This window comes from Aliarcobacter butzleri (genome assembly GCF_900187115.1).
GTDB classification, from domain to species: Bacteria; Campylobacterota; Campylobacteria; order Campylobacterales; family Arcobacteraceae; genus Aliarcobacter; species Aliarcobacter butzleri.
The window spans coordinates 1,519,591-1,544,373 of the sequence record NZ_LT906455.1; the positions used below are offsets into that span (position 1 = coordinate 1,519,591).

Annotated in this window: 22 protein-coding genes and 5 tRNA genes; 20 read left to right on the forward strand and 7 right to left on the reverse strand. The window is 26.7% G+C overall.

The genetic code is table 11. The features are described from left to right. Positions 1-8: 8 nt before the first annotated feature. Together CKV87_RS07550 and CKV87_RS07555 are read right to left on the reverse strand one after the other, a co-directional pair. Entirely contained in the window at positions 9-2,807 is a 2,799-nt protein-coding gene (locus tag CKV87_RS07550) for a molybdopterin-dependent oxidoreductase (protein WP_012013153.1), read from the reverse strand. Between the two features lie 21 nt (positions 2,808-2,828). Continuing rightward, positions 2,829-3,053 (reverse strand): twin-arginine translocation signal domain-containing protein, encoded by a 225-nt coding sequence (locus CKV87_RS07555; protein ID WP_004509743.1) that lies wholly within the window; start codon positions 3,051-3,053, stop codon positions 2,829-2,831. A 488-nt stretch (positions 3,054-3,541) separates the two neighbouring features. On the opposite strand from CKV87_RS07555, the gene selD reads away from it, so the two are divergent. Then, the gene (selD, locus tag CKV87_RS07560) at positions 3,542-4,579 is read left to right on the forward strand and encodes a selenide, water dikinase SelD (RefSeq protein WP_012013154.1); all 1,038 of its coding nucleotides are present in this window, start codon (positions 3,542-3,544) and stop codon (positions 4,577-4,579) included. Positions 4,580-4,620: 41 nt separating this feature from the next. Here the strand turns inward: selD and CKV87_RS07565 are convergent, their stop codons facing one another. After that, on the reverse strand, positions 4,621-5,175 hold the full coding sequence (locus CKV87_RS07565) for a hypothetical protein (protein ID WP_012013155.1): 555 nt from the start codon (positions 5,173-5,175) through the stop codon (positions 4,621-4,623). A 177-nt stretch (positions 5,176-5,352) separates the two neighbouring features. Between CKV87_RS07565 and CKV87_RS07570 the strand changes: the two genes are divergently transcribed. Genes CKV87_RS07570 through CKV87_RS07595 form a run of 6 tightly spaced genes read left to right on the forward strand, consistent with a single transcriptional unit; the run spans position 5,353 to position 8,820 of the window. Further along, a complete protein-coding gene (locus tag CKV87_RS07570) occupies positions 5,353-5,931 on the forward strand; it encodes a DUF2589 domain-containing protein (protein WP_012013156.1) in 579 nt (192 codons plus the stop codon). Positions 5,932-5,981: 50 nt separating this feature from the next. Next, positions 5,982-6,611 (forward strand): DUF2589 domain-containing protein, encoded by a 630-nt coding sequence (locus CKV87_RS07575; RefSeq protein ID WP_012013157.1) that lies wholly within the window; start codon positions 5,982-5,984, stop codon positions 6,609-6,611. 11 nt (positions 6,612-6,622) lie between these two features. Beyond that, positions 6,623-6,886 carry a hypothetical protein gene (locus CKV87_RS07580; protein WP_012013158.1) on the forward strand — a complete coding sequence of 88 codons (264 nt, stop codon included), beginning with the start codon at positions 6,623-6,625 and terminating at the stop codon, positions 6,884-6,886. Between the two features lies 1 nt (position 6,887). Next, positions 6,888-7,262, forward strand: coding sequence for a hypothetical protein (locus tag CKV87_RS07585; protein WP_012013159.1), 375 nt, complete (start codon positions 6,888-6,890; stop codon positions 7,260-7,262). 10 nt (positions 7,263-7,272) lie between these two features. Next, positions 7,273-8,325 carry a hypothetical protein gene (locus CKV87_RS07590; RefSeq protein WP_012013160.1) on the forward strand — a complete coding sequence of 351 codons (1,053 nt, stop codon included), beginning with the start codon at positions 7,273-7,275 and terminating at the stop codon, positions 8,323-8,325. A gap of 9 nt (positions 8,326-8,334) precedes the next feature. Then, complete coding sequence (locus CKV87_RS07595; protein ID WP_012013161.1) at positions 8,335-8,820, forward strand: glycoside hydrolase family protein; 486 nt, start codon at positions 8,335-8,337, stop codon at positions 8,818-8,820. A gap of 57 nt (positions 8,821-8,877) precedes the next feature. Here CKV87_RS07595 and CKV87_RS07600 read toward each other — a convergent pair whose 3' ends face one another. From CKV87_RS07600 to CKV87_RS07610, 3 genes are all read right to left on the reverse strand, one after another. After that, entirely contained in the window at positions 8,878-9,252 is a 375-nt protein-coding gene (locus CKV87_RS07600) for a hypothetical protein (protein ID WP_012013162.1), read from the reverse strand. 58 nt (positions 9,253-9,310) lie between these two features. Then, the gene (locus CKV87_RS07605; protein ID WP_012013163.1) at positions 9,311-9,721 is read right to left on the reverse strand and encodes a tetratricopeptide repeat protein; all 411 of its coding nucleotides are present in this window, start codon (positions 9,719-9,721) and stop codon (positions 9,311-9,313) included. Between the two features lie 136 nt (positions 9,722-9,857). Next, positions 9,858-9,956: transfer RNA gene (locus CKV87_RS07610), tRNA-Sec, on the reverse strand. Positions 9,957-10,013: 57 nt separating this feature from the next. Here CKV87_RS07610 and selA point away from each other — a divergent pair. From selA to CKV87_RS07670, 12 genes are all read left to right on the forward strand, one after another. Then, the gene (selA, locus tag CKV87_RS07615; RefSeq protein ID WP_012013164.1) at positions 10,014-11,369 is read left to right on the forward strand and encodes an L-seryl-tRNA(Sec) selenium transferase; all 1,356 of its coding nucleotides are present in this window, start codon (positions 10,014-10,016) and stop codon (positions 11,367-11,369) included. Continuing rightward, positions 11,369-13,198 carry a selenocysteine-specific translation elongation factor gene (gene selB / locus CKV87_RS07620; protein ID WP_012013165.1) on the forward strand — a complete coding sequence of 610 codons (1,830 nt, stop codon included), beginning with the start codon at positions 11,369-11,371 and terminating at the stop codon, positions 13,196-13,198. The genes selA and selB overlap by 1 nt, the downstream gene beginning before the upstream one ends. Before the next feature lie 3 nt (positions 13,199-13,201). Beyond that, the gene (locus tag CKV87_RS07625; RefSeq protein ID WP_012013166.1) at positions 13,202-14,716 is read left to right on the forward strand and encodes a UvrD-helicase domain-containing protein; all 1,515 of its coding nucleotides are present in this window, start codon (positions 13,202-13,204) and stop codon (positions 14,714-14,716) included. Continuing rightward, positions 14,713-15,651, forward strand: a complete 939-nt coding sequence (locus CKV87_RS07630; protein ID WP_012013167.1) for a hypothetical protein — start codon at positions 14,713-14,715, stop codon at positions 15,649-15,651. Before CKV87_RS07625 ends, CKV87_RS07630 begins: the two co-directional genes overlap by 4 nt. Continuing rightward, positions 15,648-17,711 carry a hypothetical protein gene (locus CKV87_RS07635; RefSeq protein WP_012013168.1) on the forward strand — a complete coding sequence of 688 codons (2,064 nt, stop codon included), beginning with the start codon at positions 15,648-15,650 and terminating at the stop codon, positions 17,709-17,711. The genes CKV87_RS07630 and CKV87_RS07635 overlap by 4 nt, the downstream gene beginning before the upstream one ends. 46 nt (positions 17,712-17,757) lie before the next feature. Continuing rightward, on the forward strand, positions 17,758-18,684 hold the full coding sequence (locus CKV87_RS07640; RefSeq protein WP_012013169.1) for a hypothetical protein: 927 nt from the start codon (positions 17,758-17,760) through the stop codon (positions 18,682-18,684). Between the two features lie 84 nt (positions 18,685-18,768). Beyond that, positions 18,769-20,940: a hypothetical protein gene (locus tag CKV87_RS07645; protein ID WP_012013170.1), complete on the forward strand. Its 2,172-nt coding sequence runs from the start codon at positions 18,769-18,771 to the stop codon at positions 20,938-20,940. Positions 20,941-20,979: 39 nt separating this feature from the next. Then, complete coding sequence (locus tag CKV87_RS07650; protein ID WP_004509754.1) at positions 20,980-21,726, forward strand: hypothetical protein; 747 nt, start codon at positions 20,980-20,982, stop codon at positions 21,724-21,726. An 85-nt stretch (positions 21,727-21,811) separates the two neighbouring features. Then, positions 21,812-21,886 (forward strand) — tRNA-Gln (locus CKV87_RS07655). A gap of 21 nt (positions 21,887-21,907) precedes the next feature. Next, a tRNA-Tyr gene (locus CKV87_RS07660) sits at positions 21,908-21,992 on the forward strand. Positions 21,993-22,009: 17 nt separating this feature from the next. Then, positions 22,010-22,085 (forward strand) — tRNA-Phe (locus tag CKV87_RS07665). A 24-nt stretch (positions 22,086-22,109) separates the two neighbouring features. Then, a tRNA-Leu gene (locus CKV87_RS07670) sits at positions 22,110-22,196 on the forward strand. Positions 22,197-22,212: 16 nt separating this feature from the next. Here the strand turns inward: CKV87_RS07670 and CKV87_RS07675 are convergent. Then, positions 22,213-24,111, reverse strand: a complete 1,899-nt coding sequence (locus tag CKV87_RS07675) for a sensor histidine kinase (RefSeq protein WP_012013171.1) — start codon at positions 24,109-24,111, stop codon at positions 22,213-22,215. Between the two features lie 140 nt (positions 24,112-24,251). On the opposite strand from CKV87_RS07675, the gene CKV87_RS07680 reads away from it, so the two are divergent. Continuing rightward, complete coding sequence (locus CKV87_RS07680) at positions 24,252-24,761, forward strand: NADPH-dependent FMN reductase (protein ID WP_004509758.1); 510 nt, start codon at positions 24,252-24,254, stop codon at positions 24,759-24,761. Positions 24,762-24,783 lie beyond the last annotated feature (22 nt).

Below are 24,783 nucleotides of genomic sequence, written 5' to 3' on the forward strand. Positions count from 1 at the left end.
CTACTCTCCTATGCTCTTTCTATTCTTACAAGCGAACAGTTTACTTCAGGACAAGCTGTTTGCTGATCAAATCCATAACTTGTAACTTGGTTTGAGTTCTCACCCATTGCATATGGTGCTGTTCCACTTGGATATCTATATGTTAAATCTTCTCCACTCCACCAACCAGAGAAGTTCTGAGGTAAAAATACTGATTTTTCATCTACTCTTAAACTAACTTTACATTTAATTTTTATTTTTCCACCACCAGTTCCATAAAGCCACATCATATCACCATCATTTAATCCTAATCTTCCAGCTAAAATAGGGTTTAACTCTCCATACATTTCTGGATTTAACTCTGAAAGATAATGTGATGCTCTTGTCTCTGTTCCAGTTCCCATATGTTCAACTACTCTTCCTGAAATTACATTTACTGGATAACTTTTTGCCCAATCTTCTTTTAATTGTTCACTCTGATACCTAACATCAATCCTAAAGTGATTTGGTATATCTTTAGTTGCTGGATATTTTGCAACTAAGTCAGTTCTAGGAGAGTGTAAAGGCTCTCTATGTTTTGGTACATTATCAATAAACTCCCAAACTATAGTTCTTGCTTTTGCATTTCCAAAAGGAGTAAGTCCAGCTGCAAGTGCATATTTTACTAAAATTCCACTAGTATCTGTTTTCCAGTTTGTACCTTCAACAAGTGCTTTCTCTTCGGCAGTTAAAGTAATTCCAGCTAATTCTTCAATATTTTTAGCTGTAATTTCATCATATCCACCTTTGATTCTTGAACCAACTGGTGCACTTCCTTCATTTGCAAGTAAACTTACACCATTTCTTTGTGTTCCGAATCTTGTTCTAAATCCCATACCACCTTGAGATACAGGTAAACTTGTATTAAATAAAACAGGACTTCCTGGATGTGTTTCACTCCAACAAGGCCATGGTAATCCATAATACTCTTTTTCTGTAAGACCTCTTCCTTTTAAAGTTGAAGAGTCAAATAAATGCCAATTCTCTTGATGTTTTTTTAATCTTTCAGCAGTAACACCTGTTAAACCATGAGCTTTTAAAGTTCTTGCAATCTCATTTGTTGCATCTTCTGGCCAAGTAAAGTTATCACCTTTCCCCATACCTGCAATAAACTCATTATAAAATCCCATTCTTTTTGCAAAATCAAATAATATCTCTTGATCTTTTCTTGACTCAAAAAGTGGTTCTACAACTTGGCTTCTCCATTGTGTACTTCTTCCTGTATTTACAACAGAACCACTATTCTCTACTTGTGAAGCAGCAGGTAGTAAGAACATATTATCATTTCTTGTTGTAATAACAGCAGAGTCGTTCACATAAGGATCAATAAATACAACTAAATCAAGTTTATCTAAAGCCTCTTTTGACTTATGAGTTTCTGTAACAGTTGATACACCATTTCCTATACAAATAAGAGCTTTTATAGGTGAACCACCATTATATTTTGCATTTGATTCATCAAGAACACTATGTTTCCATAAAGATAAAGTATTACCTTTTGCTTCCATTAGCTCTTTTGATTTAAATCTTCCTTTTAGCCACTCATAATCTACTTTCCACTGTTTTGCAAAGTATTTCCATGAACCCTCAGCTAAACCATAATAACCTGGTAGTGTATCAGCAAGGCAACCCATATCAGTTGAACCTTGAACATTATCATGTCCTCTTAAAACATTACATCCACCACCTACTACTCCAACATTTCCAAGTAATAATTGTAAAATGGCTCCTAATCTTGTATTCGATGAACCAATAGTATGGTGAGTCCAACCTTGATTCCAAATCAAAGCTCCTGGAGTTGAACTTGCAAATAATGTTGCAACTTGTATCAACTCCTCAGGTTTACAGCCTGTAATATCTGCAACTTTTTCAGGAGTATACTCTTCACACTCTTTAAATATCTCTTCTACTCCATAAACTCTGTTATCTAAATACTCTTTGTTATACCATTTATTATCACGAATTAGTCTAATTACCCCATATAAAAAAGCAATATCTGTTCCAGTTCTAATTCTACAGTAAAGGTCAGATTTTACTGCTGTTTTAGTATATCTTGGATCGATAACTATAACTTTTGCACCATTTTGTTCTTTTGCTTTTAATATATGTTGCATCGCAATTGGATGAGCTTCTGCTGGATTTGCACCCATTATTAAAATCGCCTTAGAATTATGCATATCACCTAAGTGATTTGTCATTCCTCCATATCCAAATGTATTTGCTGCTCCTGCAACTGTTGGACTATGACAAATTCTAGCAACGTGATCTATATTATTTGTTCCAAACATTGAAGCAAACTTTCTAATATAAAAGGCTTGTTCATTACTTACTTTTGCTGATCCTAAAAACATAACTGAATCTGGACCAAATTTCTCTCTTAACTCTAATAGTTTATTAGAAATCTTTGTCATAGCATCATCCCATGACACTCTATTCCATTTTCCAGCTACTTTTTCTATTGGATACTGTAATCTGTTTGTAGATCTAACCTTATCGATCATATCTGCACCTTTACAACAGTGTCCCCCTCTACTAACTGGGTGATCTTGAGCTACTTCTTGTCTTACCCATACACCATTATGAACTTCTGCAACTACTCCACAACCAACTGAACAATGCATACAAATAGTTTTTATCAATTTTGAACCAGGAAAAGGATTTTTAATCTCTTCTTCTGTTGCATCTCTTAAAACTTTCTCTGTATTAGCAAAGGCAGATGTAGCTGTAACAGCTGTTGCAAGTGAAGCCATCTTTAAAAATGTTCTTCGTCCAAAGCTATTTGCTCCCATTTATATCCTCCTTCATTAAATTTAATTTGCAGCTTTATAAAAATTTTCCCAAGCTACTGATTTCTTATAAAGAATCTCTTTTTTTCTTGATGTTCCAACAACAACTCCGTTACCAACATTACTTCCTGCACCTCTTGCTTTATTTTCACTTGTTGCTGCTGTTGCAACAACAGATCCTGCTAAAACAGAAGCTGCTATCGAAGCTCTTTTGATAAAGTTACGTCTATCGTTTAACTTATCACTCATGATAACTCCTTTATTTTTTTTAGGGTAAAAAGCCCTTTTAAAACTTCTTTAAAATTTTAGAAGAACTCTCTATTTTCAAAATAGAGTCAGAAATCAAGCATTAAGTTATTTTAATAATATATATTTCAATTTTTTAATAAAACAATTTTTATAAAAATTATTTTGTTAGATATATATAGTCTTTTGTACTTGTAAATAGATTTTTTCTACTATAAAAAGTAGGTAATGGGGTAGTCATTTCTAGAAATATTTTTCTTTTCATGTGTAATCTCTTATTGTTAATATATTCTATATTTAGAGATAAAGGAAGTATCAAGCTCTCTTTATGTAAAACCATAACCTATGGTCTATGAACTAAAATAGAAGAAAATAATAGTGAATTATTTATAAGTAAAAACTTAAATAGTAAAAAATTTTTTACTTAAATTAACTACAAATTTAATCTTGCTTAAGTATAATACATATAATTTTTAGAAAGAAGATATGCGATGAATAACGAATATAAACTAACTAAATTCGTTCAAGCCGCTGGTTGTGCTGCAAAGATGGGTCCGGGGGATCTAAAACAAACAATTTGCCACTTAACGCCAGATGATGAAAGAATTTTAGTAGGCTTTGATACAAGTGAAGATGCAAGTGTTTATCAAATAAATGAATCTCAAGCCATAGTTCAGACACTAGATTTCATTACTCCTGTTGTTGATGATCCATATATTTATGGTCAAATTGCAGCTGCAAATGCACTTAGTGATGTTTTCGCTATGGGAGCAGAAGTAAAAACAGCTATGAATATAGTTGGGTTTGATAGAAAAAATATTCCAAAAGACGCTTTAGAAATGATACTTGATGGTGGAAATAGTAAGATTAAAGAGTGTGGTGGAGTGCTTTTAGGTGGTCATACTATTGAATCACCTGAGATGTATTATGGATTATCTGTAACTGGAATGATACATCCAAATGAAATTATAAGAAATAACACACCAAAAATTGGTCACGTTTTAGTTCTTACAAAACCTATTGGAATGGGTATTTTAACGACTGCTATAAAAAGAGATTTATTAGAGTTAAATCTAATAAAAGATTGTGCAAAAATTATGGCAAGTTTAAACTATTTACCATCAAAAATGATGAGAAAATACGAAGTAAGTTCTTGTACTGATATAACTGGATTTGGACTTATGGGACATGCATTAGAGTGTACAAATAACTCTATTACACTTAATATTTCTCACAATGATGTTCCTTTCGTAAAAGAAGCTTTTGATTTTGCGTCAAATGATGTAATTCCAGGAGGAACAAGAAGAAATATGAAGTATGTGGAAGATAAAATTGAATTTTTACCAAATGTTTCAGATATTTATAAAGCGCTACTTTGTGATGCTCAAACTTCTGGTGGACTTTTAATAGCAATGAAAAAAGATGATGCAAAAGAGTTTATAAAAGAATTAGAAGATTATAGTTTTGGTTATGCAAGCATAATCGGAGAAGTAATTCCTCGAACGCATAAAGCAATAATTATAAACTAAAAAGAAAGAGTTTTAAAACTCTTTCTTTTAGTCTAATACAATTATTCATCAAATGTATTCTTTTTATAAAAATACATTTTAGTATTTGTACCATTATCCTCAATAATAGTAATCACTTTTTTTTCTTCTCTATCTTTTTTTCCATAAGGATAAGATGCTATCCAAATTTCTTTATTTTTTTTGATATAACAATTAAACCCATTATTTTCATCTTTTATAGATGGTTGCAAATCAATAGTTTGTTCTTTACTCTCTAATAAAGGAAATATAGTTGCAAACTTTTCCAAAACTGTATATTTATCTACTAAACTTTTTAATTTAGTATAAGCTTGTTCTTGTGTTGGAAATGTATATAATCGAACAGTTTCTTTTTCATTAATAGGAACTGGATAAATATAATTCTCATTTTGTTTTGTTTCTTTGTTTAATTTCATAAACAAACTATAATCTAAAGCCTTGTTTTCTTTAACTTCTTTTTCAAAGCTCACACATTTATCTAATCTAGTAGTAAGATCACCTAATACACTATTTGCAAATAAAGATATATTTGCAAATAACAAAATCAATACTATTGATATTTTCAAAATTCTTTTCATCTTGATTCCTTTTTTATTAAATTTCTCACACTAAAACTTTTTTATCCTTGAAAATTATACATAAAATCTCTTGACAAATTATAAGATTTATAGCCCATGAAATCGGCTATAAATCTTATAATTTGAATTATAAGATTTATGATAAATTTTTAAAAATAATAAAAAAAAGGATATAAAATGTCAGAAAACTCAAGTATTAATTCTTTAAGCGATATTGTTATTTCTATTGCAAAATCTGTTGCAGAAGCTCAAAGTAGTGTAGAAGAATCTCAACTTTCTCATCTTTTTACTTTTTTTACAAAAAAATTAAAAAAAGATGCTTTAGGAAATAAAACAGATGAACCTCTTCCTGGTATTTTTCCAAAAAAACTAAAAATTGGTATTCCAAATTCGGATGAGACAAGTTATAAAACAAAATATTATGAAGTTCCATACATAAATCTCTTACCTATAAATCCTGTTCATATTGAAAAAATCACTACAGATTTTGACTTACAATTAGTAGGAGTTGAAAGTACAAAAGCTAGTGAAGAATCTGAAATAAAAGAATTCAATAAATTACCAACTTTACAAGTTGACATCATAGGTGGAGGTATTGCAAAACAAAAAGGAATAAGTGCCCATATTAGTTTAACAATGGTTAGACATGAATTACCAGAGGGAACAGCAAGAATGATAAACGAACTTATAAACAAATCTCAAGGTTATACAAAAGAGCTAATCCAAAATAAGGAGGGAACAGACAATGTAGAATAAAAATCTTCAACTAACTTACAAAAAAATATATTAAAAAAGGAGAAATTATTATGGCAACAGAAATTACTAATCAATTCACTGGTTTACCAATGGATTCACTTATTGGTGCACCACTTTTGGCGGCTTGCGATGCGCAATTAAAACTTGCAAACTCAACAGCAACATTTATCAACACAGTTGGATTTGAAGACAAAGATAAAAGTAAAGTTAGAACAATTGACTTCAAATATCAAAACAAAACTCCTAAATACGATGACAAAGGGAAAATAACAGGCTATGAATCAACAGATATGGTTGTTCAAACACCTCTTTTATCTATCGTAAAAATTCCGAGTCTATCGATTACAGATTTAAATATCACTTTTGATATGGAAGTAAAAACTTCTGAAGAAGAAAAAACTTCTGATGATAAATCAGGAACATTAGAAGCAGAAGCAAGTTTCGGATTTGGTTGCTTTAAAGCAAAAGTAAATGTAAAAGGTTCAATTAGTTCTCATAAAGAGAATTCAAGAAAAACTGATACATCTGCTAAATACCATGTTGAGTTGCAAGCAAAAGATGGTGGAATGACAGAAGGTCTTTCTAGAGTGCTTGATATTATTCAAAATTCTATTACCCCAGTAGAATCGAATAAATTAAAAGCAGATAATTCTTCAAGTAAAAAAGAAGAGATTCAATAAAAGGATAAGAAATGGCTAAAGTTTTCAATTTAAGTTCTATTCAATTTATCAAAAGAGTTACTGTAGGTCACAAAGACCCAGATGTAAACTATGATGAGAATGAAATAATAAAAGCTCAAGAATATATAAATCGTTGTTTAAGTGAGTCTCCCAAAGGATATATTATAGGTATAGAAAAAAATTTTAATATTATCAATTTAGGAGAACATCAAGTTGTAATGCAATGGCTAGTATATCATATAGGCTTTGAAAAAAAACCATTTTGGATGGAATAAAATGAAAACTACCATTTCTTTGGCTAATTTATCATCTATTTTAGAAAGTGAAAAATCTATAGCTCAAGATAAATTAAAAGAGCATATTTTATATAGATACGCCACTATTTTACCTAAGTTCTATAAAGAATTTTCACTACCTTTAAACAAAATTGCTAATATGCTTTTTTATCCTTATTACACACTAGAAATTAGCTTTAAATTTGAAGTATATAAAATAGGTGATAAAACTTTTTCATCAAAGAAACCTAACTTTTTTATAAGAATATTTAAGAAAGTTAGTTTACATACTATCAAGATATCACATCAAAATATATTTATTGATGATGTGATACTTGATAAAAAACAACAAAAAGAGATAAAAATAAATATTTAGGAGAACTAAGATGAGTAAGAAGTTTAATGAGTATTTTATAAAAGAAGATGATATTAATCCTATCATTGAAAGTTTTATTCTTGAAGAAGACATTGTTGGAATTGCCGAGTTTACACGAATTTTTAATTGTGCAATAAGTTTTCGTGAAGCAAAAGCACCAGTCTTAAAACTTATGAGATATGGTGCAGGTACAAAACCTCACTCAATAATGTTTGATAAAACATTAAAAAATGACACTTCATCAAAAGAATATCAATTCTTAAAAGAAATTGGTCTTGAAAGTATTTTTGAAAAACTTGAAGGATATGTTACATATTACAGAGAGTTTAATGGCAAAAAAATCTTTGGTATTTATCTAACTAAAGAAGGTAAAGAAAAGGCTAATCATCTTGAAATAAAAGAGTTAAAACATGATAGAAATGTTTTAATTATTAAAGAAAATTTTGAAAAAGATTTTTTAAATAACCCTTCTTATTTTATTACTGGAGATTATGATACTCACGATATAGTATCATTTACAACTCAAGCACATACAATACCTTCAGAACTCGATTTTGAAGAGATATTAAACCCTTTAAACTATGTTTTAGCTAGTAATGTAGAAATAGAAAAACATACTCAAGGAAGAGCAGACTCTACAATAAATGCAGTAGCTGAGTTTCTAAAAGATGAAGAAATTTCTTTTAGAAATGAAGTTAATGCAATAAAGAAAAAACGAAAATCCGTGGAATACTATCCAATACAACATGGAGCTCAAGTTAATTATCTTGCACATGTACGAGATAAAGAAAAAGAAGCATCAATTATTAAAAATGTTGCAAATATGAGCGATAGTGTTGCAATATGCTCAAAAGGGAAATGGTTGTATCTCAAAGATAAAACTGCTATCAAAAAATGGTATGAAGAGTATAGTGTAAGAATGAAACAAACATGGACTAGCCAACAAGAGATGGAAGATTTTTTGAAAAGAGTTATATCTCACGATGTAAAAGTCGAAACAATAGATAAAAATACAACTATGTTTATACTTGCACAAACATATGACCCTTATCAACAACAATAGGAGTTAACAATGTCAGCAATAGAAATTGTACTACCTTTTACGGCACAAAGTGAAGGTTTTAGTAAAACAGTTTATAAATGTCCTGCTGGATTTGACACTATTGGTTATGGAAGAAATATTCAAGCAAATCCTTTGAACCAAGATGAATTAAAAAGTATTGGTGCAACTACTAGTACTTCAAAAACAAGCTATCAAGTAAGTGAAGAAATAGCTAAAACTTGGTTAAAAAAGGAGCTTGAGAGAGTTAAAAATGCCCTATCAAAAGAGTTGTCATTTTTTGATAAATTAGATGATGTAAGACAAGCTATTCTAATAGATATGGCTTACAATATGGGAATAAAAGGGCTACTTAGCTTTAAAAATACTCTTAAGCTAATAAGTGATGGAAAGTATGTTGAAGCTTCTATAAATATGGAACAAAGTAATTGGTATAAACAGGTAAAAACTAGAGCTAAAAAACTTTGTGAAGCTATGAAAACTGGAATCTTGAAATAATTCAAGATATAAAGAAAGAGTTTTAAAACTCTTTCTTTTAGTCTAATATTTTCTAAACTATTTTAAATCACACTTAGAAGCATCACCTTTAGCATCCATATATCCCCAAGTTGTTAATCCTACTCCAGAACTATATTTTACATTTCTCACAGCATTTGCATCTAATTTTTTTGCTTGTTCAGCTAAGACAAAATTTGCTTGTTCTTTTGTCGGATCTTTATGAAAAACTGTTAGTTTTTTCACACTTGTATCTATTTCTTTTATTGTTACACAATTTTTGTCATTCAAACTATCTTCTGTTACTAAAACATTTGATGCTGACATAGCATTTAAATTATCAGGAATACTAACTCCTGAATCATTTCTATAACTACAACCACTAATACCTAATGCCAAAATACTCAGAGTTACTAAGCTAATCACTTTTTTCATACTATTTCCTTATGTATTTGATTATTTATTATATTTATAATCTACTTCATTACTACTTTTATTTACAAAGTTCTGGATTTTCTTCGCAAATTGCTTCAAGATTTTCTTTTGCTTCAACATGTCCTTGTTCAGCTGCTTGCTTGTAGTATTTTATAGCTTTTTTAAAGTCTTGTTCAACTCCAATAGCATTTTGATACATTGTTCCAAGATTATATTGAGCTTCTGCATAACCTTGATTTGCTGATTTTTCATACCATTTTATAGCTTCTTCATATGATTGATGAACATTAGTACCATTTGCATACATATTTCCAAAATCATTTTGAAATTTTGGGTCATTCTTTTTTGTAGATATTTCTTGATAATCTTTTGAGTTTATATCATTGTTACTATTTTCAGAAGGATATAAAAAAACTATTGTGATTACTAAAATTATCAAAATTACCAAGGCTAAAACTATTTTTTTCATTTTGTTTCCCGATTTTTAAAATTAAACTTATTGATATTGTATTAAATTATTTTTTAAAGTAGTTTAAGTAAAAAAACATTTACCTATATTAAGCTTTGTAGTATTAGAAATAAGCTATAATCTAAGCCATTTTAAATGGCGAGAAGGTGAAGGAATCGAACCTCCCACGGCGTTGTCATCAAAACCGTCAATCAGGGTTGAAGCCTGTGGTGCCCACCAGGTACACTAACCTCCCATTTATAAGTTTCAAATCTTACTCAAAAGATTTTTAAAAATATATAAAAGGGTAAAAATGAGTTTACTAAAATCCATTCCAAAAGTTGATAAATTTATTATGAATGAGGCTTTTGAAGGATTATCAAGAACTTTGATAACAAAAATTGCAAAAAAAACTTTAGAAGAATTAAGAAACGATATTTTGAATAATAAAATAGAAAAAATTGATGAAAATACTCTTATAAATGAAGTTTTAGACTCTTACAAAGATTTAACTTCACCATCTTTAAAAAGTTTGATAAATGCAACAGGAATTATCGTGCATACAAATCTTGGAAGAAGTTTGTTAGATGAAAAATCACTTACAAAAGCTATAAAGATTGCAACTACTTATAATAACCTAGAATATGATTTAAAAAAAGGAAAAAGAGGAGAAAGATACGAACACATCACAAAATCTCTACAAGCTTTGACTTCTTGTGAAGATGCAATAGTTGTAAACAATAATGCAAGTGCAGTATTTCTAATACTAAATACTTTTTGTAAAAATAAAGAAGTAATAGTAAGTCGAGGTGAACTTGTAGAAATTGGAGGAAGTTTTAGAGTTCCAGAAGTTATGAATCAAAGTGGAGCAAAACTAAAAGAGATAGGAACTACAAATAAAACTCATTTAAGAGATTATGAAAATGCCATTTGTGAAAAAACTTCAATGCTTATGAAAGTTCACAAATCAAACTACTCTATTGAAGGATTTTCAAGTGAAGTAAGCTTTGAAGTTATAGTAAAAATTGCACAACAAAATAACTTGATTGACTATTTTGATATGGGAAGTGGTCATATAATAGATTTACCATATAATCTAAACAAAGATGAACCTTCAATTTTAGATATTATGAAATACAAACCAAGTTTACTTAGTTTTTCAGGAGATAAACTTTTTGGAAGTGTGCAAGCAGGAATAATCATAGGTAAAAAAGAGTTAATAGCAAAAATCAAAAAAAATCAACTTCTAAGAATGTTAAGAGTTGATAAAATAACTCTTGCACTTTTAGAAGAGACTTTAAATTCATACTTAAAAAATGAACTTGATAGTATTCCAACACTTAAAATGCTAAACACAAAAATTGAAACTTTAGAACAAAGAGCAAATAATCTAAAAGAAAAATGCGAAAACTTCATAAAGTGCGAAGTTATAAAAACTTCAACAATGGTTGGAGGAGGAACAACTCCAAATAAAAAAATTCCAACTATTGCTTTAACTTTAGAACATAAAAATTACAAACCAAATAAACTAGAAGAAATCTTAAGAAAAAACTCTATTATTTCAAGAATAGAAAATGATAAAGTACTACTTGATTTTAGAACTATTTTAGAAAGTGATTGCAAAAAAATAGAAGAAATATTAAAAAATCTTTTTGAGAGTACAAAATAATGTCAAATATAATCATTGGAACAGCAGGACATATTGACCATGGAAAAACTGCACTAATTCGTGCTTTAAATGGCTTTGAAGGAGATACAACAAATGAGGAAAAACAACGAGGAATAACTATTGATTTATCTTTTTCAAATCTCTCTAAAGGTCAACAAAACATAGCTTTTATTGATGTTCCAGGACACGAAAAACTTGTAAAAAATATGATTGCAGGAGCATTTGGATTTGACTATGTTATGCTTGTAGTTAGTGCTAGTGAAGGTATAAAACCACAAACCATAGAACACATAGAAATAATAAATCTTTTAGGTTTAAAAGAGATAATTGTAGTAATAACTAAAAAAGATTTAGTAACTTTAGATGAACTTGAATTACAAAAAGAGTCAATTTTAGAGTTTTTAAAAGAGTTTGATTTTGATATAAAATTTATCTCTTGCGTCTCTATTTATGATGAAAATTCTATTGAAAAACTAAAAACTCAACTTTTTAGTATAAAAAATTCTATAAAACAAGAAGAGAATTTTTTTAGATTTTATATAGATAGAATCTTCTCACCAAAAGGTTTTGGTACTGTTGTAACAGGAACAATTTTAGGAAAAAAGTGTGAACTTGATGAAAAAGTTTTTATTTGCCAAACACAAAAAGAGACAAAAATAAAAAATATTCAAGTTCATAATCAAAATGTCTTAGAAGCAAATATCTCAAATCGTGCTGCTTTAAATCTACAAAATATAGATGCCAATTCTTTAAACAAAGGTGATTTAATCACAAAAAAAGGATATATCAGAGGTTTTGATGGTATTGATATATCTTTTAAATGTTTAAAAAATAAAAAACTAAATCACAATCAAACATATACTTTATTTATTGGAGCAAAAAAAGTTGATGTAAAAGTTTTACTTTTTGATTGTATTTCAAGTTTAGAAAATGGTTTTGCAACTTTAAAAGCAAATGAGCAACTTTTTACAGTTTTTGAAGAAAAAGTTATTTTAAGAAGTGGAAATGAAACAATTTGTGGAGGTAAAGTCTTAAATCCTATAATTGACCCGATGAGAAAAAACCAAAAAAGAAATCTTTTAGAATTTTTGGAAAAAAGAGACTTTGTAAATGCGTATAAACAACTTCTTGAAGTTCATAAAAAAGGTTTAGGAATCATCTCGTCAACTCAAAGATTTGCTCTATCACATGAAAAAGCAATAGAATTTGCACAAAATATGGAAGATGTTTTTGTAGATACCAAAAATTTGATTATTTATTCTCTTTCTACAAAAGAAGAGATAAAAAAATTCATAAAAGATATTTATACAAAAAATAGTTATGCCCTACTTTCAAATGCTTCAATAAATCTTAGATTAAAATGGGCAAGTCAAGCTTTCATACAAACTGCACTTGATGAACTTGAAAATGAAGAATTTTTGATTAAAGATGGTTTATTATATAAAAATGCAAATATAAAAGAAGATTTTGCAAAAGATTTAGAAAATATCGTGTTAAACAGAGTAAAAATAGAAGATGTTACTCCAACAGCTCCTTATAATATCTATGATGAACTTGACCTTGATAGAAAACTAGGTGATGATATTTTCAAAACTTTAACGTCAAAAAAACAGTTAATCAGGCTTCAACACAATATTTTTATACATTTTGAAAGCTTAAACAAAATTATAAAAGCTATGAGAGAGATTATAAAAGAAGATGGATATATAGAAATTCACAATTTCAAACAAAGATTCGATTTAAGTAGAAAATATCTAGTTTGTTATTTAGACTATTTGGACAATTTTAGCGATATAAAAAAGCTTGATACAAAAAGAGTTTTTGTTTAAATTATGAAATTAACAAAAGAGCAAGAAAAAATCATAAACAGTAAAGAATTATCTTTTAAAATAAATGCCGTAGCAGGAAGTGGAAAAACTACAACACTTCTTGAATATGCAAAAAAAAACTCAAATTTAAAGATTTTATACCTTGCTTATAATAAATCTTTGCAAGTTTCACTTCAAGAAAAACTACAAAATTATAATCTCCCATATTTGCACGTTAGTACTATTCACTCACTTGCTTATAATAGGATTCAAGCATACAACTACAATCTAACAAATGATTTAAAAAACTATATTATTGAAAAAGTTATCACAACTTATGAGTTTCAAACAAATCAAAAAAACTATTTTCCAAGTTTGGAATATACAGCTTTAGTAAAAGATTTAATAACTTTTTATTGCAACTCTTCTTTGATAAATCTTGATTCAAAACTTCTTGATAGTTATAAAAAACAAAGTGATTTAAGTGCAAAAATTTTAGAACTTATAGGTAAAAATGAAAAAAGAGTTTTAGCTCATCTAAAAATCCTACTTTCAAGTATGAAAAATAAAGTTATTGATGCAACACACGATTTTTATCTAAAAATGTTTTATCTAAATAAAAAGGTTTCTACAAATCTAAATTATGATTTAATTTTAGTAGATGAAGCACAAGATATAAGCGATGTGATGATAGGAATTATTGAAAATCAAAATTGTAGACGAATTTATGTTGGAGATAGTTTTCAACAAATTTATAGTTTTAGATTTGCTACAAATGCTTTAAATAAAGTTGATTTACCAGCATTCCATCTAACAAAAAGCTTCAGATTTGGAAATAACTATGCAAAATTTTTACAATCAAGTTTAAACAATCTTTATGAATTAAACTCAAGCAATCTTTTAAAGATTTTTGGAATGGAACAAAATACAAAAATTGGAAAAGAATTTATAGATTTTTCTAAACCTTTTTGTATTATTGCTAGAACAACTTTTGGTTTGATTCAACAGTTAGTTTATTATATTCATCAAAAGAAAAAAATATATTTTGAAGGTGGATATAACTCTTATTCATTTATGAATCAAACTGTATATTCTATTTTTTATCTAAAACAGAAAAAAAACGACAAAATCACAATAGATGAAATAAAAGATTTTGAAACAATAAATGAACTTGAAACTTTTGCAAAAGATACAAAAAATCAAGATTATCTAAATATAATAAAGTTTATAAATGCCTATGGCGATAATATTTTTGAGATAAATAAAAAGATAAAAGAGCATTTAGTAAATGATAAAAAAGATGCGGACATTATCTTTACAACTGCTCATAAATCAAAAGGTTTAGAGTACGAACAAGTTTTGATGGCTGATGATTTCATCTCTAAAAAAGATATTTTAAATACAAAAAACAAACTCTCTTTTCAAAGAATAAATGAAGAGTTAAATATCTATTATGTAGCAAGTACTAGAGTAAAAAGTGCAATTTCTCTAGCAAATTTACACTTAGATTACAAATATAGTGAAAGTGAAAATATATGAAAAAAATAGTAATTTTAATAAGTCTAATTTTAGTTTTTGCACTTATTGTTTTTAGTTACAATAAAACTCAAAAAAAAGATATTCAAATCTCATTTTACTCTTGGGAAAATAGTTTTGAAGAACAAAATATAAATGAAAAACTTTATATAAAAGTTTTAGATGTAAATTTTTCTACGAAATTAGAACTACTAAAAACAAATATAAAAGAAACTCCAAAAAACTTTATTCCAGTTATTTATATCACAAATGAAACTATGAAAAATGTAGATTATTCTTTACTTAGCAAAGCGATTTTAGAGACTTTAAAAAACTACAAATTTGATGAAATTCAAATAGATTGTGATTGGAGTTTAAGTACAAGATCAAACTACTTTAATTTACTTGAAGATTTAAAAGAAAAATTAAATAAAACAATAAGTGCAACTATAAGACTTCACCAAATAAAATACTACACAAAAACAGGTATTCCACCAGTTGATTATGGAGTTTTGATGTATTATAATATGTCAAATATTGGTGATTTTAATACAAAAAACTCTATTTTGGATAATGAAATTGCAAAAAAATATCACTACAATTTTGATGTTTATCCTCTAAAACTAAAACTTGCTCTTCCACTTTATTCTCAAGCTATTCAATTTAGAGAAGAAAAAGCTATAAGTTTATTTGAAGGAGTTGAAGAAAAAGATTTCAATAATGATTTTGAAAAACTAGAAAATAACAGATATAAAGTTCTAAATAGCCACTACTTTAAGGGAAGATATATATACAAAGATGATATATTTCGTCTTGAAAACTCAAATGAACAAGATATAAAAATAGCACTAAAAGATTTTTTAGATTTATCAAAAAATAGATATGATGAAGTTATTTTTTACACTTTAAAATATAAAAACAAATACGATTTAAACAATTTAATAAAAGGAAATTTATGATTTTAAGAGCTCTATTTTTTATATTTATATTAAATATAAACTTATTTTCTTGCGGATATTGGATTGACCCTTATGAAAAAGAGTTTATATTTTTAGATAATAGAAATTCCCCACTAGCAAACTATTCAAACTTGGATGAAGCAGCTGTTTATAACACAATTATTTATGAATATGAACGAAAAAATAAAGAAGCAAATCTAAAAGAGTGGCAAGAAGAGTTAAAAAATAGATACTCTATTGAAAATATAGAAGATTTTATTTATAAAAGAAAAAATCTTAACCTTTTAAGAGATAATGAAATTTCAGAATATATAAAATTTGTAGAAAAACAAGAAAGTTGTGTAACTTATGACTATTATAAACCTGTTCCAACAGGATGCGAAGGTTATATAGATGAAGCTTTAAATAATATTGATAAAACAACTTCACAATATTTAAAACTTAGATATTTTTATTTAGCTTTTAGACTTGCTCACTTTAAACAACAAGAACCTTTAAAAATTTATGAAAAATATAAATATCTACTTCAAAATGACACAAAAACTATCGTAAAAGATTGGATTCAAGGTATTTATGCAGGTGCTTTGATAAAAAATAATGAAACAGTAAAAGGTGTTTATGAGTTCTCAAAATTGCTTGATGAAAGTAAAATAAACTCACATTTAAGCTATTACAACTTTTTTCACATAAAAACAAATGAACAATGGAATGAACTTTTAACAAAAGCGCAAAACAATGAAGAAAAAACAAAATTTTATGCTCTTAGAAGTTTAAAAACTGAAAGTAATATTTTAGAAGAATTAGAAAATATTAAAAAAGTAGATGTAAACTCAAAATGGCTTGACTTTGTTCTTTTTAGAGAACTTCTAAATTATCAACTATTTTTTAATCAAAATGAAGAAACAGTAATAGAACTTCCAAAAAAATATATTGAATTTCTTAAAACTATAAAAAGAGATGATATGTATTTAGTAAATCTTAGCCTTGCCTATTTTAGTATCTTCCAAAAAAATTATGTAGAAGCTTCAAAATATAGTAAAGAGTTATTAGAAAAATATCCAGACTCACACGAAGCGCAAACATTAGCATATATTTTATACTTAGAAAAACTAGAAAAAATCGATATAAAAACAGAAAATGAAATTTATACTAAAATGACAGAACTTACAAAAAAAGATCACACTTCTCAATCAATTCATGATTATACTTTTGTAATTTTAGAAAAATTATATAAAAAACAAAATGATAAATTTAATGCCTTTTTATCAAAATATATAAACTATTTGGATATGTCAGCTTTTGATTTAGAGTTAATGGAAAAATTTGAAGTTTTTATGAAATCAACTCCAGATTCGAAACTAAAAGAGTATATGCAAAAAAGTTTTTCTAAACAAGCAAAAAATGATAGTTATGCTACAAAAACTAGACTTTTGATAAATAACTTAAAATTTCAAGAAGCTTTAGAAACAAATACTTCTTTTTTAAATGAAAAAATCGAATTTAACCCTTTTAATACTTTTATAAAAGGAAACAACAGAACAGGTAAACAAGATGTTTTAACTATAAAAGAGTTTTTAACAAAAATGATTGTTATAAAAACAGAACTTGAAAAAAATCCAAAAAGTGTAATGGATAACTATCTTTTTGCAAATGCTCTATATAACCTAAGTTATTTTGGAAACTCAGATAGAATTACTACTGTTTATAGAAGTAACTACTCTATTGGTTCACCACTTCTACAAAAAGAGAAGTTAGAAAAAGCAATAAAACACTACAATATTGCTTTAGAAAATTCAAAAGATAAAGAGTTCCAAGCAAAATTAACTTATATGATTTCAAAAGCTTATCTTGCACTTGCTGATTTAAGTAATGAAAAAGATAGATGGAAATATTACGGTGAATCAAAATATAATTATGGAACAATATACGAAACATTTTTACAAAAAAATGGAGCAAAATATTTTGATACTCTAAAACAAGATTTTGGAGATACAAAATATTATCAAGAACTAATCCAACAATGTGGCGATTTTAAAATATATCAAAAAGGGAAAAAATAACTCCAGTAGTTAAAAGGAGTGACTTAAAAAATAGAGTGAGAAAAGTATGAAAAAATATATTTTAGTTTTTATTTTAATTCTTTTAATCACTCTATCATTTTTCTCAAAAACTATAAAAAATGAAAATTCAACTATCTCTTTTTATTCGTGGGAAAATAGTTTTGATATAAAAGATACAAATGAAAAGTTGTATATAAAAGTCTTAGATATTGCATTTTCTACAAAACTTGAACCAATCAAAACAAATCTAAAAACTATTCCAAAAGATTTTGTTCCTGTTATTTATATCACAAATGAAACTATGAAAAATGTCGATTATTCTTTAATTAATAATGAAATTTTACTAATATTAAAAGATTTAAACTTTGATGAAGTACAAATAGATTGTGATTGGTCAGATTCAAGTCAATCAAACTATTTTAATCTTCTTAGTGATTTAAAAACAAAATTAAATAAAACAATAAGTGCAACAATAAGACTTCACCAAATAAAATATTATATGAGAACTGGTGTTCCTCCGATTGATTATGGAGTTTTGATGTATTATAATATGTCAAATATTGGTGATTTTGATACAAAAAACTCTATTTTAGATAATGAAATTGCAAAAAAATATCACTACAATTTTGATACTTATCCACTAAAACTAAAACTTGCTCTTCCACTTTATTCTCAAGCTATTCAATTTCGTCAAAACAAAGCTTTAAGTATATTTGAGGGAGTTGAGAAAAAAGATTTTGATTCAAACTTTCAAGAAATTTCACAAAATAAATTCAAAGTTTTAAATAGTTTTTATTTCAAAGGAAGATACGTTTATAAAAATGATATTTTTAGATTTGAAGATGTAAATGAAAAAGAGTTAAAAATAGCTTTAGATGATTTTAAGAATCTTACAAAAAATAGATTTAATGAAATAATCTTTTACACATACAAATATAAAAATAAATTTGATTTAGAAAATTTGATAAAATAAATTCTCTTTACATCTTAAAATTACAAACAGAACAATTTTTATATATAAATGTTATTATATTAAACTTTTAAATCAAGGAAATCAATGTTTATTAGAGTTTTTACCTTATTTTTATTAATAAAAATTTCGTTATTTGCGTGTGCAGGTGAATGGGACTATAACCAAAAAGAGTTTGTTTTTTTAGAAAATAGGGATTTCCCTTTCTCAAATGTTTCAGAAGAGGTAAATTCTGCAAATGTTTATAACACGATTGTTTGGGCTTATGAAGATAAAAATAAAAAAGAAAATCTAAAAGAGTGGAAAAAAGAGTTAAATGATAAATTTACTTTAAAAGAAATTGAAGAGATTGTTTATAAAAGAATTGATCTTTATAAGATTCAAGATAAAGAGATTTTAGATTATATAAACTTCGTTGGTAACCAAGAAAAACAAGTAACTCGAAACTATTACATGAGTGAAGATGATAAAAGAAGGTTGATTGATGAAAAGATACTTTTAAATGAAGCTTTAGAAAAAATAGATAGTGTAAATTCATCTTGGCTAAAACTTAGATATTTTTATTTAGCTTTAAGACTTGCTCATTATAAACAAAAAGAACCTCTAAAAATCTATGAAAAATATAGATATTTATTAGAAAATGATTCTAAAACTATTGTAAAAGATTGGATTCAAGGTCTTTATGCTGGTGCTTTGATAAAAAATGGACAAACTGTAAATGGTGTTTATGAATTTTCTAAACTTTTCAGTAAAGATAAAATCAATTCACATTTAAGTTACTATAACTTTTTTCATATAAAAACTGATGAACAATGGAAAGAATTATTAAATTTAGCAAAAACGGATGAAGAAAAAACAAAATTTTTTGCACTTCGAGCTTTAAATGAAAATAGTAGTGTTCTTGAGGAGTTAGATAATATTTATAAGCTTGATAAAAATTCAAAATGGTTTGATTTTGTTTTATTTAGAGAACTTTTAAATACTCAACACACTTTTGACCAGAATTCAGAATATTTAAGAGATTATCCAATAACTGCTTATATAAATTATTTAAAAACTATAAAAAAAGATGATATGTATTTAGTAAATCTAAGTCTTGCATATTTTAATCTTTATGAGAAAAAATTTGAAGAGAGTTCAAAAATTACAGCTGAATTAGAAAAGAACTATCCAAATTCTCACGAAGTTAAAACTTTATCATATATTTTGTATCTAGAAAAGTTAGATAAAATTGATACAAAAATAGAAAATGAAATCTATGAAAAAATGACAAAACTAACTAAAAATGAAATAAATTCTACTTCAATTCGTGATTATACTTTTGTAATTTTAGAAAAACTATATTCAAAACAAAATGATAAATTTAACGCATTTTTAGCTAAATATATCAACCATTTAGATATTTCATATTTTGATTTAGAACTACTTGAAAAATTTAGAATATTTATGGAAAATCCTAAAGATTCTAAAATAAAAGAGTATTTTGCTTCTAAATATGAACAACACAAATTATTAGAAAAAAGAAATGGTAAATTTGTATTAAGTTCAAATATGTTGGATACAAAAACTAAACTTTTAATTAACAATCTAAAATTTAAAGAAGCACTTGATTTAAACGCTTTTATGTTAAACGAGAAAATTCAATTTAATCCATTTAACGGTTTGATTAAAGGAAATAATAGAAGTGGAAAAGAATACACTATAAGTGTAAAAGAGTTTCTTGAAAAAGTTATTGTAATAAAAAATGAATTAGAAAAAAATCCAAATAGTGCAATGGATAACTACCTTTATGCAAATGCTTTATATAATCTTAGTTATTTTGGAAATTCAAATGTTTTAACAGTAGTTTATCGAAGTGTTTCATCTTTTACTGATTATGATTTACAAAAAGAAAAATTAGATTTAGCAACAAAACATTACACAATAGCTTTAAATGAATCGAGAAATGAAGAGTTTAAAGCAAAAATCACTTATATGTTAGCAAAAATTGAATTATCACTTTTTGATATTGAAACTTCTAGCAAAACAAAAGATTATTACAATAAAGATTTTGATAGATATAATTTAAAGAGATTTTGGTTCTACGGAAATGCAAAAGTTTATAAAGAATATATAAATAACAATTTTGGTAAATATTTTGATACATTGAGAAAAGATTATAGTAATACAAGTTACTATAAAGATTTGATACGTGAATGTGCTAATTTGAGAATATATGAAGATTATAAATTAAAAAAACCTAAGCCATCTGTGCAGTAAGATTTGATAAAATAGATATAGAAACAATAAAGGAGCAAAATGCAGTATTTTGGAGAAATACAAACTAAATATGAAGAGATATTTTTAACTCAAAGTTATATGTACTTCAACGAAGAAGGTGAAGAAATATCAGTAAAAGAGTTCAAAAATCTGATAAAAACAACAAAAGATAGAAAACAGAATATCATTGGGACTGTATTTTTGTACAATCCAGTTGTAACTCCAATGGGATTTGATTCAAATAAATATCTATTAGAACAAGATTTTGAAGACTTTGATAAACTAATAGAACTAAAAGCTGAAAACTATATAACTGTGTTTAAACAAGCTATGAGAGAGTCTTGTAAAGGTAAAATCGTAGAGATAAAAAATCTATTCAACTTAATAGAAAGAAATATTGATGCTTCAACTTTACTCATAAAGTTTAATGAAGATTTAGAAAGATACAACTCAGCTCAAAATACAGAGTTTGATAGAGATATTATGTATCTTGATGCTGCAAACTTTATACCTGCTGGAAAATTTGTATTTTTTTGCTGGGGAGATAAAATAAAAGAAAAAGAGTTCCCTTATATAAATGAATATGCAAAAACTTTATATGAAAATGCTATAAAACTAGGTAAAAAAGTTGCTTATGTTTATAAAAAAGAGAAAACAGAACAAGGAAGTATAGAGTTTTTACAGTTCTCAAATCCTTCACAAAATCAAAAATATAAAGCTTCTATTTCAAGTGCTATAAAAAAATCTTTTGAACAATTTCCTCCAATTCCAACTCCTTATGAATAAATTTTTTAAAATTTATTCATAATTATGTTATTTCTTTAGCTAAATTTAATTATTTTAAGTATATAATTGCGTCCACTTAAATTATTGGGGTATCGCCAAGCGGTAAGGCAACGGTTTTTGGTACCGTCACTCGAAGGTTCGAATCCTTCTACCCCATCCAATTAGTTTAAGTTTTTTTTATGGTGAGGTTGGAGAGTGGTCAAATCCTGCGGACTGTAAATCCGCCGCCTACGGCTTCGAAGGTTCGAATCCTTCTCTCACCACCACTTTTTCAAAAGTAAATGGTTCGATAGCTCAGTCGGTAGAGCAAAGGATTGAAAATCCTTGTGTCGACAGTTCGATTCTGTCTCGAACCACCACTTTTGATTTTTATTATACACTGTGCGAGTGTGGCGGAATAGGTAGACGCGCGGGACTTAAAATCCCGTTCCGGTTTCGGAGTGTGAGTTCGATTCTCACCATTCGCACCATCTTTATATAAAACTTTTATTCCAAATTAGTATTCAAATCAATTCTTATTGTGAACTCTGCACCAAAATACTCTTTTTCATCATATGTAAATTCTACATTTTTAACACAAATAGTTCCATTTAGATGTTTTGTGATAATTTCTTCTGTCATATAAAGCCCTATTCCTGTTCCTTGGCTTTTATATTTTGTTGTAAAATATGGTTCAAAAATTTTATCTAAGTTCTCTTTTATCACTCCACCAGCATTATCTTTTATAATTATATTTATAAAATTATCTTTTTCAAAAGCATCTACAAAAATAAATCTTTCACCATCTTTTTTTATAAGTTCATCTCTTGAATTATTTAAGATATTTATTAATGCTTGAATAAGCTCATTTTCATAGCTTTCAAACTCAACTCCTTCAATATTTTTTATAATTTCTATATCTTTTGAACTAAATTGAGCTGAGATTAAATCCAAGGTTTTTTTAAATATTTCTATCAAATTAACTTTTGATTTTTCTTTATTTGGTATAAAAAAATTCCTAAAATCATCTATTGTTTGAGATAAATATTGAGAAGAAGCATTTATTCTGTTTGAAGCTTCAAAGAAGAATTCATCAGTTAAAACTCCCATTTGTTTTTGTAAAACCATACCACTTGTTGCAGTTGTAATTATAGATAAAGGTTGTCTCCATTGATGAGCAATATTTCCAATCATCTCTCCCATTGCAGCCATTTTTGATTGTTGGTATAAAATCGCTTGTTTATTATCTAACTCTCTTTTATACTCTTTTAGTTTATTTTCTAAAAAAATTGAAACATATCCTGAAGCTACCAATAAAAATATAATTAAAATCATTCCAAGAATTAAAATATTTAGTGCATATTTTTCATAATTTCTGTCCAATTTCTTTTTAACATCTGCAATCTCTTGATTTAAATCATCTTCATAGAATCCAGCTCCAATAAGCCAATTCCAATCATCCATTCCTTGAACAAAACTTATTTTTTCTGTGGGATGCTCTGTACTAGGTTTATTTTGTATATAAGTATAAAAACCATTTCCATTTTTAGCAATATTTATTAAATCACTAATAACTCTTTTTTTATCTTTGACTTCATCATTTTCTAAATAGTTTTTACCTATATAATCTTTTCTAATGTGGTTTAAATATGTTCCATCATAATTTATTATAAAAATATAACCAGATCTTCCAAATCTAACTAGATTTATATACTCCAAAGCCTTTTTTTGGATTATTTTTTCAAAATCATCAAAATATTCTCCAGTTCCAATAGCAATATTTAAAGGTTCAAAAGTTTTATAAAATGCAATTTTACGCCCTATTTCTTTGTTTGTATTTGGTTTATACCAATAATATTCATCAAATCTTTCTGTTTTTTCTTTTATTGTATTTACAATATTTTCAAAAAATTTATATCCATTTACATCAGTATAATTTAAAAAGTTTTTACCTTCAATGCTTGTATCAATTGGGTGAGAGAGTTTATTTCCATAAATGTCATCAATAAAGAAGTAACCTCTTCCTTCGTTAAATCTTATACCACTTAAAGCAACTTTTATAATTTGAAATATTTCTTGTTTTGATTTTGTTGTTTTATATTTTTCATAGATATTTGTAGCCATTTCATGAGCTTCATAAACTCTATTTTTTACATTTTGTTTTAATTCTTCTTCTGTATTTTTTTGAAGTTGTTTAGTAAAAGTAAATACTCTTGATACTTCTTCTTTTATAATTTCTTTATTTTTTAAAATATATTTTTGTTCTATCGTTCTTCTTTCTTTATTAAAAGTTTTTTTATTTTCAAAGTATAAAAATAAAATTACAAACAGAGAAAAAACTACAACAAAAACAGAAGGCATAACTTTTATTATTTTGAGAAATTGTTCTTCTTTTGATGGTTTCATTTTTAACTCAATAAATTAATTTAGAAATACTTAAAATTATTATATCTATTTTTTTTCTTTTTTTAATTTTTTTTATCAAAAGATATATATTAAAATTAGTTTGATATAATCAAGTGTTAAAAAAAATTTTAAGGAAATTTATGTCAAAAATAGGAATATTAGTAGCAAGTTCAAATAATAATCAAAAATTAGCTCTTAAATTAAAAGAGTTAGCACAAAGTCAAAATTGCGAAGCTGAAGTAATAAATTTAGTAGATTACAACTTACCTTTATATAGTACAATTGAAGAAGAAAAAAATGGTATTCCAGAATCTGCTTTAGATTTAGCTACAAAAATTATTGATTTAAAAGCTTTTATTATAGTTGCACCAGAATACAATGGTGTTATGCCTCCAGTTTTAAATAACGCTATGGCTTGGACTTCAAGAGCAACAAAAAATTGGAGAGATGCCTTTAATGAAAAAATTGTTGGATTAGCAACACACAGCGGTGGTGGTGGAGTAAAAGGACTTCAAGCAATGAGAATTATGTTCCAACACTTAGGAGCAAATATCTTAGCTAGAGAGATTTTAACTACTTATGATAAACCACTAAATGAAGAGTCAGCAATAGGTATGATAAATTCTTTAGTAAAACTATCAAGAGCTTAGGAAAAATTTCCTAAGTTTTGTA